The sequence below is a fragment of the Okeania sp. SIO2C2 genome (assembly GCF_010692625.1).
In the GTDB taxonomy this organism is placed as follows: domain Bacteria; phylum Cyanobacteriota; class Cyanobacteriia; order Cyanobacteriales; family Microcoleaceae; genus Okeania; species Okeania hirsuta.
This window is the reverse complement of sequence record NZ_JAAHGM010000072.1, coordinates 6,362-19,208: the sequence shown is the minus strand read 5'-3', so window position 1 is coordinate 19,208 and position 12,847 is coordinate 6,362. Positions and strand designations below refer to the sequence as shown.

Genomic DNA, 12,847 nt, shown 5'->3' with positions numbered 1-12,847 from the left:
CATACTTCGTAAACGAGCAATGTGGAAATCGTGGTTTTAACCCGATAGAAAGCTCCTAGTCACGAATCCACGCGACTTTAGTCCGTGGAGTGTCAACAGGATAGGATTATTATCAACACAGGGGGAGGACATCACCTCAAACGAAACAGCAGCACGGCATTTCCAGGCTGAAGAATCCCGGGTTGTCGCATAAGCGCAACGTCGGGAGTATGTCAATAACCACCAGGTTCTTCTTCATATTCTGGCATCTTAGTTTTCTGAGGAATATTTACACGAGGTGCTTGATAGGGTTTTGGAGCCTCATCATCAGCCCAGGCATCTTTTTCTATGTCTTCGTCATATTCATATTCTGCAGCAGGTTTATATTTTTTCTCTTCATATTTCTCCTCTTCATACTCATATCCGCCTGACTCTCCCCAATTATCTTCTTCATACTCATCATAAGTAGGATCTTGTCTTACCTGACGGGCGACTCGTGGTGCAACAACTGCTTCTGTTTCATAATAGTCTTCATAAACTGCTTCTCGCTCTAGCTGCCGTGGAGGGGGAGCAACTTCTTGTTCATAGTAGTCATCATAAATAGGTTCAGGTTCAACTACTCTAGGTCTTCTAGGTTCTGGCTCTGCCCAGTCTTCATCCCATGCTTCTTGAGTTGAGGGTGTTTCTCTGCGAATGGGTTCCCGAGTAGCTGGTTGCCCTGGACTTAATTGATTATCAGGTTTCACAGTGGGAGGATAATATAATCCCTCTTCCTCTTTTTGCCAAGGTGCTTCTCCTAAACCTAAACGTTCTAATACTCCTACTGTTAATTGTTTGAGTTTTTCTTCAGATCCTTCAAACACAATCAGGCGATTTGGCCCACTGCTAACAATTTCATCAATTGAGAGTTCATAAGTACTAATAACTTGATCTGGAATTTGGGGTATACCAATAGAAGCAATAATCAATGACAAAACTTTGCCATCTGTAGTATCAAACTTGAAACCTCTAACTCTACCTAAAAGTTCACCATTTTCTGTCAGGACTTCGCTATTAATTAGGTTACTATAGGCTTCAGCATCAATATCTTCTTCTACTACTTCTTCGTTATCTACTAAGATGACATCACCTATTTCGCAGATATTATTGAGAAACATAAACTTAGGTATTCCAGCTACGGCTAATATATTGTCTCGTAGTCCAATAGCTACTACCTCCCGCCGATCGACGTCTACCCATAACTGGCTTACTACTCCTAGGCGCTTACCTTTATCACGAGTGATTATTTGAGTTCCTAACAGATCGGAGCGTTGCCAAATTTGTTCAAATGTCATTATTGTTTAATCCCAATTCTTAATAATAAGTCAAAAGTCAAATAACAAGTCAAAAGTCAAAAGTCAAAAGTCAAAAGTTAAGAGCAATTAATAATTTTATATTGTAATTTACCAATAAAGAATTTAGTCAAACCGAAGCAGTATTATCATAAGCATAAGTCAAAAGTCAAAAGTTAAGAGAAATTACTAATTTCTATGTTGCAATTTATCGGTTTTTAATCCACAGGAGCTTATTCTCACTCCTGTCTCCTGTCTCCTGCCTACTATCTCCTGTCTCCTGACTCCTGTCTCCTGACTCCTGTCTCCTGTCTCAAATAGATTTAATCTCTAGTCATTTTAATCCCTAAAACTTGGGTATGAGCGCCCCTAGCTTGAGTCACACCGATAGTATGCTGGGATGATTCCATCATTGGCCTCCGTAGACTAACAACTATAAATTGAGCTTGTTGTGCCTGTTGTTTTATCATTTTAGCTAATCGCTCCACATTTGCCCCATCCAGAAACATATCCACTTCATCAAAGGCGTAAAAAGGAGATGGGCGGTAACGCTGTAAGGCAAATATAAAGCTTAAAGCTGTCAAAGATTTTTCTCCCCCAGACATAGAGGCCAATCTCTGGACTGGTTTTCCTTTGGGATGGGCGACTAAATTTAACCCACTGTTGAATGGGTCTTCTTTATCATCTAACTGTAGATAGCCATCTCCTTCAGAAAGTTGGGCAAAAATGGTCTGAAAATTTTGATTCACAGCATTGAAAGCCTCAAAAAATGAACGTTGTCTCAAGGTAGTAAAGTTTTCTATTCTTAACAACAGTTCCGTGCGCTCTCCTTCCAGAGTAGCTAACTTTTGACTTAGCTCTTCCAAACGTTTTTGGGTTTGGTCATATTCTTCTAAGGCCAACATATTTACAGGTTCTAGGGCCTGAAGTTGTTTCTGTAGCGATCGCACCTCCTTATCTAATTCTCCTATTTTAATATTTTCCGGCACTTCTGGCACTTGTTCGGGTAATTCTGCCTTTTGTTCTTCTAACTGAGTCCGTAAAGCGACTAACTGTTCCCGACGTCCCTCCTGAGATTCTTGCAGTTTTTGTAGTTGCCATTCTAATTGTTGTTTAGCTAAATAAAGTTCCCGCACACTTGCCTCTGCTTGGTCTCTTTTTTGTTTTTCTGTGCCTAACTTTTCTTCTGCTTTGGCCATACCTGCTTTAATTTCAGCAATTTGCTCATCTACAACCGATAATTGACTATCTATATCTTTAATATTTTCCCTAGCTGCTAATTCTTGCTCTTGATCTTCTGACTGCCTACGAGAAATAGCTTCTACCTTTTCTTGTAAAAGTCTTTGTTGATTTTCCAACTCCTGAAATTGTTGTTGAGCAGCTCGCCAAGCACCCTCCCGCTCTTGTAATACTCCCTCTTGAGACCGAATCATCCCCTGCATTTGTTGCCACTCACTATGAGTATGAGACTTTTCCAACTCAGCCAAAGTTTGCTTTAACTCTGTTAATTGGACTTCTCGTGCCGGAATTTCTTGGTCTAGGAATGTTAATCTAGTTTGAGCATTGGATAGTTCCCGATTATTTTTCTCTAATTGCCCTTGCCCTTGCTCCTGTTGTCTGCTCAATTTTTGCAATTCTGACTCAATTTGCTCCACTTTGAGCTGAGTTTCTCTAAAATACTGCTTCCCTTCCATCAAAGCTTGCGCCCGCTCTTTCACATCCTCCTTTCTCCGAGAAATCTCTACCTGACAGCGCTCCAAAACAATCTCTATTTCCTGGAGGCGCTGACGATGAACTTCCATTTCCCCTATTTCTGCCGACTCATTACCATCAACCGTGCCAAAATGCAAGCTACCAGAACGACGGGACACACTTCCCCCAGTCATCGCCCCACTGGCCTCCAATATTTCCCCATCCAGAGTAACTATTCGATGTTTACCCAAATACTTCCGAGCATTTGCCAAAGTATCAAATACCACCGTGGAGCCAAACACATAAGCAAAAATATTCTGATAACGAGAGTCACAGTCAATCAAATTCACCGCATAATCAATAAACCCCGCTGCCCCCCAACGCAAACTATCATCCCGGTTGAGGCGAGGAGGGCGAATTTTATTCAAAGGCAAAAACGTCATTCTCCCAGCTCTTTGTCGCTTCAAAAATTCAATCCCGGCAGCTCCCACTGCATCATTTTCTACCACCATATTCCCCAGACGACCCCCAGCGGCAATTTCTAAAGCCAACTGATATTTTGGTTCTACCCTCCCCAGTTGTGCCACTAAACCACAAATGCCAGAAATACCAGACTGTTGCAGCATTTTTGTGGCATAAGTTCCCGAAGCTTCTTGAACTGCCTGTTGTTGGGCTTCTAATTTATCTAATTTCCGTTGTCTTTCCCTTTGTTCTTGAAAGAGGCGAATTTGAGTATCTTGTTGAATTTGCAGGTCTTGTTCTACTGCTGCTAATTGTTTGGTCAAGGATTCTACTTGATAATTGGCGGTTTCTCTTGACTTTTCTACTTTTTTATGGTAATTATTTTTATTTTCTATTTCTACCCCCAGGGCGGCCATAGACTCTTGCTGTTCCTGGATTTGCTTTTCCAACTGATGTATTTGTTCCTTAACTCTTGCTTGTTCGGTCAGTTGGGGGTTGAGAGTTTGCTGTAGGGTTTCAATTTGATGATGAAGTTGGGCTTGTTCTTGTATCCAAGCTTCGGCAGTAGAGGCAATGGCACTAGCTGACTCTCGTTGTTGGTTAAGGGTTTCCCGTGCTTGGTTGCGAGTGGACTCTAGAGATTCGACTTCTTGAGCTTGAACAATTTTGTTTGTGGCTAATATTTCCAGATTTTGTTGATGTTTCTGTATTTCTTGTTCGAGTTGGCTGAGGTTCTTGATGGTTTGGTCAATGGTGGTTTCTAATTCTTTATGCTTTTGTGTGAGTTGACGGCGGTCAGCTTCTTGGGTGGCAAGGGTTGATTGTAGGGCCAACAGTTCTTCTTCTCCCAAAGCCTTAACTTGGACATTGAGTTGGTCTAATTCAGTTTGGGCCTGTTGAATTTCGGTTTGTTTAGTTTGAATATTTTGGTTAATTTCCGTAGCAGAGCGATCGCCTGATTCTATATTTTCTCTAAGTTTCCATTCTTGTTTTTGGAGGTTTTGCCATTTGAGAATTGTTTGCCAGAGACTCTTTTGTTCCAGTTGACCCCGCAATTCTTGATATTTTTGAGCTTTTACACAGTCTTGGGAAAGACGGTCACATTGTTTTTTCAGTTCTTTTTCTACAATGCGACTTTTTTCTTCTTGTTCTTTCACCAAGTCTAATTTATCTTTGGCCAGGGTAATTTTTCTATCAAATTGAGCCACTCCTGCCATTTCATCAATAATTTCCCGACGTTCGCGAGACTTCATGGAAATAATGCTGGTTACGTCACCCTGAAGCACAACGTTATATCCTTCGGCGTAGACCCGGAGTTGATTTAGTTGTTCGTGGAGTTCGGTCAGGGTGCATGGTTGACCATTCATATAATAAGTGGATGTGTAAGTCCCTTGTTTTGTGACTCGGAGGCGACGGGAAATACTCCACTCACTTAAAGAATGAAAAGATGAAGCTATCTCAAATGGATCTTCAGATTCTGGAGTATTTCCTCCATTTGTTATGACTTCTGGTGGATTTTCTGTAGTTGTTTGGGTTTCTGACTCTGAAGGTTCGGGGTCTTCGTAGCCATTTAGACTCGTTTTTATATCTTCTAAATCAAAAGTGACTTTGACAATAGTTTCGACAGTTTTGCGTCCTGCTAATTTGTTATTAACTAGGTCTGGCAGGCGTTCAGCTCTCATACCTTTGGAAGTGGATAGGCCCAGGCAGAATAAAAGTGCGTCGAGAATATTGGATTTGCCCGAACCATTAGGCCCAGAAACCACAGTAAATCCGGGCAGCAACGGAATAGTAGTAGTGCCACCGAAAGATTTAAAGTTAGTTAGTTCCAGGCGTTTGATATGAACCATGAAGGCCAGTTTGTGGACTGGGTAGATTTTGGGCTTTTAATTATTCTAGACATTATAGACAGGACGTAAACTACCCAGCATCATAATCTCTGATTTGATGCGGGCTTTTCGTAGCCCTCCAGTATATCCCATATAGTCCGCTGTCTTGGCACGAAATCAAGACTGCTAACTTCACAGGATAACCAGGGACCTCCAGGCAGGTTTACACTCAACCCCAAAGCAGTTATATTTTTTGCACCATTATAATCAGCATCGCCTTTCCACCCACAATGAAAGCAGTGGTAGTTTTTACCCTTCCTATATGTAGTTTCTTTTGTCGGACTTATATGCAAACATTTATGACAAGTAAGGCTAGTATATGCTGGATTAACTAATATTAATTTCACGCCATGTAACACACATTTATAAGCAAGAAACATTCTGAACTGATAAAAAGCCCAACTATTAGATAATCTTCTTTCTTTCTTACTTCTTGGTTGCTGATTAGTTCTTTGTCTAATATTAGTTAAATCTTCTATGGCAATAGAATTTTTATCAGTCGCTGCTTTTCTGACTAAATAAGTTGTTATTTCGTGATTAACGTGTTTTTGAAAGCGTCGCTCTTTTCCTGATAACCGTTGCTGTAGTTGCCGACATCTTTTCCGACTACTACGAGTGCCTTTAGATGCTTTTTTTTGTAGAACTGCTCTGATTTGAGAATAATGATTTCTCTTAGAAGTTATATTTTTACCTGACCATGATTCACCTTCAGATGTTGAGGCTATATCTGTCCTGCCTAAATCAATTCCTATTATTTTATTTGTTGGCTCTGGCTCCGGAACAATATGATGAACATGAATGTTTATATAGTAAGTTCCATCTTTTCTTTTAGTTAAGACTGCTGAAGTAGCCTTACTACCTTTTAAGATTCCTCGTTGATAATTACCTATTAATAACTCAAACTTTGTGCGCTTACTCAAAAGCTTTAAACTCACAATCCATTTCTTTGTATCTAAACTAAATGTTCTACTGTCGTAATCAACTGATGTTGGTGCAAAAGTTAATTCTTTTTTTATATGATTAGTAATAGAAGTTTTGCGATTAGAACATACTCGTCTAATAGCGTGAATTGTAGTTTGTGCTGATAACTGAAACTTTTCTCTAACTGTACCGTACATCAAAGCTTGCATGGCCACATTATTTGTCAGTTTTTTGTCACTATTTTTGTCTACATACTGACAAGCATGAGCAAACATTTCCATAGTGGCTTCTATTTCTTTTGCCACTTCTGGGCTGACCTTTAATTTACAGGATATAGTTGTTATTTGCTTCATTATTATACGATATTTCAAATGGTGAAAAATATCAATCAACAATGAAGCTTCATTTTATTTGAAATTAAAAATTCCTCCCGGCGCTGAATCATAGATTACAACGCGGGACTCCTTTTTGATATTTAGTTGAGATTTGTGGAATGGGCATCTTGCCCGTTCCAGATATTTGCCCGCATTAACGAAGTCAGAAGTCAGAAGTCAAAAGTCAACCCACCCCCGCCCCTCCCAGGAAGGGAGCCAGGAGGGGAAGTAGGGGATGCGTGAGCAACTCTCCAAAAATATTGCGCCTTAAAAGGCAGGGTTGCGCGACCCATATTATTTTGATAAGAATTTTTGCTTACTTCCACAGCATTTGCTTTTGTTGCGGATGTCGCAATAGGAGTTTTTGCTCAATAGTTGTTTTTGTTGCGGATGTCGCAATAGGAGTTTTTGCTCAATAGTTGTTTTTGTTGCGGATGTCGCAATAGGAGTTTTTGCTCAATAGTTGTTTTTGTTGCGGATGTCGCAATAGGAGTTTTTGCTCAATAGTTGTTTTTGTTGCGGATGTCGCAATAGAAGTTTTTGCTCAATAATTGCTTTTGTTGCGGATGACGCAATAGGAGTTTTTGCTTAGTTTCTCTTCGGCAGTTTTGTTGCGGATGACGCAATAGGAGTTTTTGCTTAGTTTCTCTTCGGCAGTTTTGTTGCGGATGGCGCAATAGGAGTTTTTGCTTACTTCCACAGCATTTGCTTTTGTTGCGGATGACGCAATAGAAGTTTTTGCTTAGTTTCTTTTCGGCAGTTTTGTTGCGGATGGCGCAATAGGAGTTTTTGCTTAGTTTCTTTTCGGCAGTTTTGTTGCGGATGGCGCAATAGGAGTTTTTGCTTAGTTTCTTTTCGGCAGTTTTGTTGCGGATGGGATTAGCAGTATCGGGGGCAATTCTACAAAGCTTAATCCGTAATCCTTTGGCAACTCCAGGTATTATTGGCGTGAATGCTAGACCTAGTTTAGCTGCAGTGGTAGTAATTGTACTGTTGCCAAATGCTCCTCTCTTTGCTATACCTATTTCTGCCTTTGGTGGCGCGATCGCTATTTCAATTCTCATTTACCTACTTGCTTGGGAAAAAAGGAACTCAACTATGTACTTAGTTTTGATTGGTATTGGTTTAAATACCATCGCCAGCGCTTTAACTACTGTAATGGTGACATTCGGCGAATTACAGCACTTTTGAGGAAGCGTGAGGTACAGCTATAAGACTATTTATTTCTATATTCCCTGTTGCCTGTTGCCTAGAGCAATAAAACTTTGTACTTCATCAACTAGAAAACTGCTGTAAATAGTGTTTCTCAAGCTTTAATTTGGATTACAGGTAGTGTCCACGGCCGCAGTTGGGAAAACGTTTTGCCATTACTACATCAGAATTAGTTGCAACAATGATCTATTAATATTAAAAAAATAATTCAATAAGCTTTGGCTACTACAGAACTTTTGGACTTGGCAGGGCGATCGCCGGATTCTCTGTCTGGAGGCCAAAGGCAACGAGCTTGGATTGCGATGGCCTTAGCTCAAGATACAGAAATTTTATTGTTGGACGAACCAACTACTTTTGTGACGTTCTCCTACATCAAATCAAAGATTATGATGTAGGCTTCCCCACCTCACGGACGCGGGCTTTCTGTTTCACAGGGAGTGCAACCACTTAACCCTCACCAGACAGAGACGATGAGACCCACCGCCTTTTTGTACTCAACAATTCTGTACTCACCTAGTTCCCTCAAGAGTTTTACCTTTTCACGGGTTGACTAGAACTTCTGAATTGAACCCCATACTCTATGTTGTTTTCATGGTTCTTTTCAGGTGCGTACTACCGCTACTCCTGATATAATCAACAATAACACAAAAAAGTACACAATGCAAGAATTAATAAGTGGACGCTACGCGGTTTATTTGTTGGTCGGCAATTCCCCTCCCGTTAACATTTGTATAACGGGAGACCCCTTGCCGACATCAAAGTTGGACTTAGCTCACCAGATTGAACTTCTGGATTTGCTCCAGGATTTGAATGATTCTCAGGGGCGGACCATAGTTATGGTTTTGCACGATCTGAATCAAGCTTGTAGATATGGGGATAATTTGATTGTGCTACGGGATGGCTAAATTGTGAATCAGGGCCATCCAGAGCAAATGATGACAGTGGGAATGGTTCGTTTAGTATTTGGCTTAGAGTCTCAAATTATTCAAGACCCTGTAAGCGGGACACCAATGTGCATACCAATGGGTCGCAAAACTTGACAAATTCAAAATATTTGTATATATCTATTTAGTTAAGAAGTTTTATCATTTAATTTTGATATAGCAAAAAATCTCAGACCATACGGAAAGTTTTGCTAACACAGAACTTTCCGGGATAATTTTGTGCAAATGTTTTCACGGAAAGTTTTGCTAACACAGAATTTTCCGGGATAATTTTGTGCAAACGTTTTCTATGTCTTATAGAAACAATGAGGCATTGCCTCAATGTAATGGTAAGTAGCTGAAGGTAAAATTGAAAAACTTATGTTTTGCGTTGATACTTAATCTAAAAATCATTACCATTCAGCAACGCTCGTATTTATGAAGATTCGATGAAGAGGAAACTAGTATTTATGAAGATTCGATGAAGATTCTATATTTCATAGCATATCCGAGGAAACCCGTATTTATGAAGATTCGATGAAGATTTTATATTTGATAGCGTATTCATCGAAAAATAATGATATACCTAAAAAGATGAAGAAATTTAGGTAATAAAAATAAGCAGTCATGGATGAGCATCAGGGTAACAACAACGCGGTGGATATATCTGGATCTTTTTTCACACCCATTGTCTCAACTGACAAACAGGATTACGCGCCTGGTGAAACGGCAGTAATTACTGGGAGCGGCTATACGCCGAATTCGGAGGTGATAGTTGAGATTACAGATGACCCGGATGATCCGGGGGATGATGCTGAAGTAGATGTATATCAACCCATCAACGTGACTGTAGATGAATCTGGTCAGTTTACGGTCGAGTGGTTTGTGCCCATTGATAATAATGGTACTGGCAGCGGTCCTCCCGATGCCTTAAATGCAACGTTGAATTTGACAGCAACGGGAAGTGGTGCAGATTTGATGTTTGGCACATCAGATGACGAGGTGGCGGTAACGACCTTTACTGATGCTCTGCTGGCAGATCCTGTACAGACTTATTTCGTACCTCTGCCAGAAGACGATTTATTCGCAACCTTTGACACGATCAACTCAGTTGCTAATGGCGATATCAATAATGTAATCTCAGTGGCGATCGCCGCAGATAACACTATAGTCTATTACGACCACTGGGAAGACGGTTACGATCCGAACCCTAATGATACGGTCAATAAACAGGCCAGTACGGAGATCTGGGGGGATGGCGACCTGACTAATGGGATTGCACCTGGTACTGTTGATGATATTCTCAGTGGTGGCGATGCAATTGTCCTGGATAATGCTATTCCTTCTACCAATAACTACCGAAACCCCAACACCATCCTGTATGATGGTGCTGATAGAATTCAGACCACACTGCCTATTGCCGTGACCCGCTTTGCCTTCCCAGACAATCCAGGTTCTCTCATGGCAGGTGCAGTTGAAGTTTTCAACCAGGATTCTTGGGGCGATCGCTTCATTGCACCCGTGGGTGAAAACACGACAAGCTTCACCGATGCGTTTGAGTATTCGGTCTTTTATGTAATGGCCGGCGACGATGGTACAGAGCTGTTCCTGAATGGCTTGCAGATAGACATTAACGGTGACAGCGTGATTGATGCTAACGATGTCCTGAACATAGGTGATAATTTTGTTATTGAAGATCTCCAAGAAGGGGATGAACTGACTTCCAGCAGACCAGTTCAGGTAGACCTTGTAACAGGTGACATTGGTGATACCTACGAATTACGGTGGTACGCCCAAGTTGATGCCGATGAATGGTCTAACGAATACATTACCCCAGTTGCTGAGGAAGTTGGTTCCACAGGTTACTGGTTCTATAACCCCAATGACTCAGAAATTACAATTTCCTATGAGGGCGGGAATAGTCCCAATGGAACCTTTGATGTTGCGGCTAACAGTTCCACATTTATAGAAGTGGACTCTGATGGTGACATCAATTTGTCCGGGGATAATTACTCTGGTCTGCGCTTCTTTACAGATGCTACTAATAACGGTGGCGCTACCCCCAATTTCTATGGTTTAGCCCAAGTAGATGCAGACGGTGGTGGCCAAATTTATGATTGGGGCTTCCCATTAATACCGACCGATCAGCTAACCTCACAGGTGCTGGTGGGATTAGGACGCGGTGCGACCGATGATGGTCTGCCTCTCAACAATCAAAACGAAGAAAGCAGGAGTGTTGTTTGGGTCACGCCCATTGAAGATAGCAACATCTTTATTGACTTTGATGGGGATGGCACATTTGACAATAACGTTGCTGTCAATGCCTTAGATTCACTGCGAATCGTAGACGATACTGCCTTCTTCTCTGGGGCAGAAAATGACCAGGATCTGACCGGAGCTATTATTGTTTCCAATACGTCTGCGGATAGCGATGGCCAGCCAAATGGAACACCAGTCAGCATTGCAGCTGTCTGGGGACAAGATCCACCACGCTCGTTGTCTAATGATGGTGAAGCTTTAGATTTAGGAACAGCGATCGTGCCATTGGCAAATCCTGCTATTAATAAGGAAGCCGTTAGCGTTACCAATCCAGACGGGACCACGGATAGCGATGGCATTGTAGACCAGGTTGGCGATGTCATTAATTATAAGATTACGGTTAGTAATGCCGGTTTCCAAGATCTAACAGGTGTCGTGGTCACAGACCCCCTCTTAGCAAATCTGAGTGGCCCAGTTGAGTCTATAAACACTGATAACATTTTACAGAGTGGAGAAACTTGGACTTACACGGGAAGCTATACCGTTCAGGAGTCTGACATTGATAGCAATGGTGGTGGTGATGGGGATATTGACAACATTGCCACAGTTGATACCGATGAGACACCTCCGTCTAGCGATTCTGAAGAAGTGCCGATCAATCTGAGCAGCATTAGCGGTAATGTTTCTGAGGATACTGACAACAATGACACTGGTGATGTCAACCTCGAAAACGTCACGGTGGAATTGCTTGACGATCAGGGTACAGTTATTAGTACTACCACAACGGATACCGATGGTAACTATGAGTTCACTGACTTAGAGGCGGGTGATTACACTGTTCGTCAAACTAACTTGCCTGGTTACAGCAATGTTAGTGACACTGATGGAGCTAACGATAATCTGATTAGTGTCACGTTACCAGGAGATGAAGACTCCACGGGCAATGATTTTGTGGATGAGCGAGTTGGCACCATATCAGGTACCGTTTTTGAAGATACTGATAACAATGGTACGGGAGATACTCCTCTAGAAGGCGTCACTGTAACGTTGCTAGATGACCAAGGCCAGACTGTAGACACTACAACTACAGATGTTAATGGTAACTACTCCTTCACAGATGTAGAACCTGGAAACTACAGTGTCCAAGAAACCAACCTACCTGGTTATGAAGATGTGAGTGAGGTAGATGGTGAATTGGACGGTGGTGATGATACCGACAATGGTGACAACAATATTGTTAACAACATCCCGGTTATTCTCACACCAGGTGAAGACGATACTGGTAACAATTTCGTTGATGAGATAGTTTTGGGTTCCATTTCAGGAACAGTCAAAGACGACCAAGGAAACCCCTTATCGGAAGTCACAGTTGAATTATTTGACGAAAACAATGACCTAGTAGATACAACCACAACAGGTACAGATGGTACATACTCATTCAACGATGTCGAACCGGGTAACTACAATGTAGTCGAAACCAACCCAGCGAACTTCCCTGGCAATGTTAGTGACCAAGACAGCACCCCTGACGGTGATGATGCGGACAGCAATACCACAGTAGACAACAGCATTGGAGTCACCCTGGAACCAGGAGAAAATGACGATGGCAATGACTTTGTTGACAGTAACAATGGTTCCATTTCAGGAACAGTCAAAGACGACCAAGGAAACCCCTTATCGGAAGTCACAGTTGAATTATTTGACGAAAACAATGACCTAGTAGATACAACCACAACAGGTACAGATGGTACATACTCATTCAACGATGTCGAACCGGGTAACTACAATGTAGTCGAAACCAACCC

The 12,847-nt window shown here is 41.7% G+C and carries 8 protein-coding genes; 5 read left to right on the top strand and 3 right to left on the bottom strand.

The genetic code is table 11. The features are described 5' to 3' along the window. Positions 1 to 212 precede the first annotated feature (212 nt). The 3 genes from F6K18_RS31200 to F6K18_RS31190 form a co-directional block, all read right to left on the bottom strand. Positions 213 to 1,313, bottom strand: coding sequence for a PRC-barrel domain-containing protein (locus F6K18_RS31200; protein ID WP_287526748.1), 1,101 nt, complete (start codon positions 1,311 to 1,313; stop codon positions 213 to 215). 320 nt (positions 1,314 to 1,633) lie between these two features. Beyond that, entirely contained in the window at positions 1,634 to 5,314 is a 3,681-nt protein-coding gene (smc, locus tag F6K18_RS31195; RefSeq protein WP_287526746.1) for a chromosome segregation protein SMC, read from the bottom strand. An 80-nt stretch (positions 5,315 to 5,394) separates the two neighbouring features. Then, positions 5,395 to 6,627: a transposase gene (locus F6K18_RS31190; protein WP_287526745.1), complete on the bottom strand. Its 1,233-nt coding sequence runs from the start codon at positions 6,625 to 6,627 to the stop codon at positions 5,395 to 5,397. Between the two features lie 861 nt (positions 6,628 to 7,488). Between F6K18_RS31190 and F6K18_RS31185 the strand changes: the two genes are divergently transcribed. The 5 genes from F6K18_RS31185 to F6K18_RS31165 form a co-directional block, all read left to right on the top strand. Next, positions 7,489 to 7,839 carry an iron chelate uptake ABC transporter family permease subunit gene (locus F6K18_RS31185; protein ID WP_287526743.1) on the top strand — a complete coding sequence of 117 codons (351 nt, stop codon included), beginning with the start codon at positions 7,489 to 7,491 and terminating at the stop codon, positions 7,837 to 7,839. A 239-nt stretch (positions 7,840 to 8,078) separates the two neighbouring features. Next, positions 8,079 to 8,255 (top strand): ATP-binding cassette domain-containing protein, encoded by a 177-nt coding sequence (locus F6K18_RS31180; protein WP_353735230.1) that lies wholly within the window; start codon positions 8,079 to 8,081, stop codon positions 8,253 to 8,255. 264 nt (positions 8,256 to 8,519) lie between these two features. After that, entirely contained in the window at positions 8,520 to 8,765 is a 246-nt protein-coding gene (locus tag F6K18_RS31175) for an ABC transporter ATP-binding protein (RefSeq protein WP_287526741.1), read from the top strand. Positions 8,766 to 8,768: 3 nt separating this feature from the next. Continuing rightward, the gene (locus F6K18_RS31170) at positions 8,769 to 8,900 is read left to right on the top strand and encodes a hypothetical protein (protein WP_287526738.1); all 132 of its coding nucleotides are present in this window, start codon (positions 8,769 to 8,771) and stop codon (positions 8,898 to 8,900) included. Between the two features lie 510 nt (positions 8,901 to 9,410). Then, positions 9,411 to 12,847 (top strand): collagen binding domain-containing protein (locus F6K18_RS31165; RefSeq protein WP_287526736.1); only part of this gene is annotated, 3,437 nt, incomplete at its 3' end.

Excerpts from the sequence above, each read along its gene's own strand:
- F6K18_RS31200 (WP_287526748.1), bottom strand. The coding sequence starts at position 1,313 with ATGACATTTGAACAAATTTGGCAACGCTCCGATCTGTTAGGAACTCAA.
- F6K18_RS31175 (WP_287526741.1), top strand. The coding sequence starts at position 8,520 with ATGCAAGAATTAATAAGTGGACGCTACGCGGTTTATTTGTTGGTCGGC.
- smc (WP_287526746.1), bottom strand. The coding sequence starts at position 5,314 with ATGGTTCATATCAAACGCCTGGAACTAACTAACTTTAAATCTTTCGGT.
- F6K18_RS31190 (WP_287526745.1), bottom strand. The coding sequence starts at position 6,627 with ATGAAGCAAATAACAACTATATCCTGTAAATTAAAGGTCAGCCCAGAA.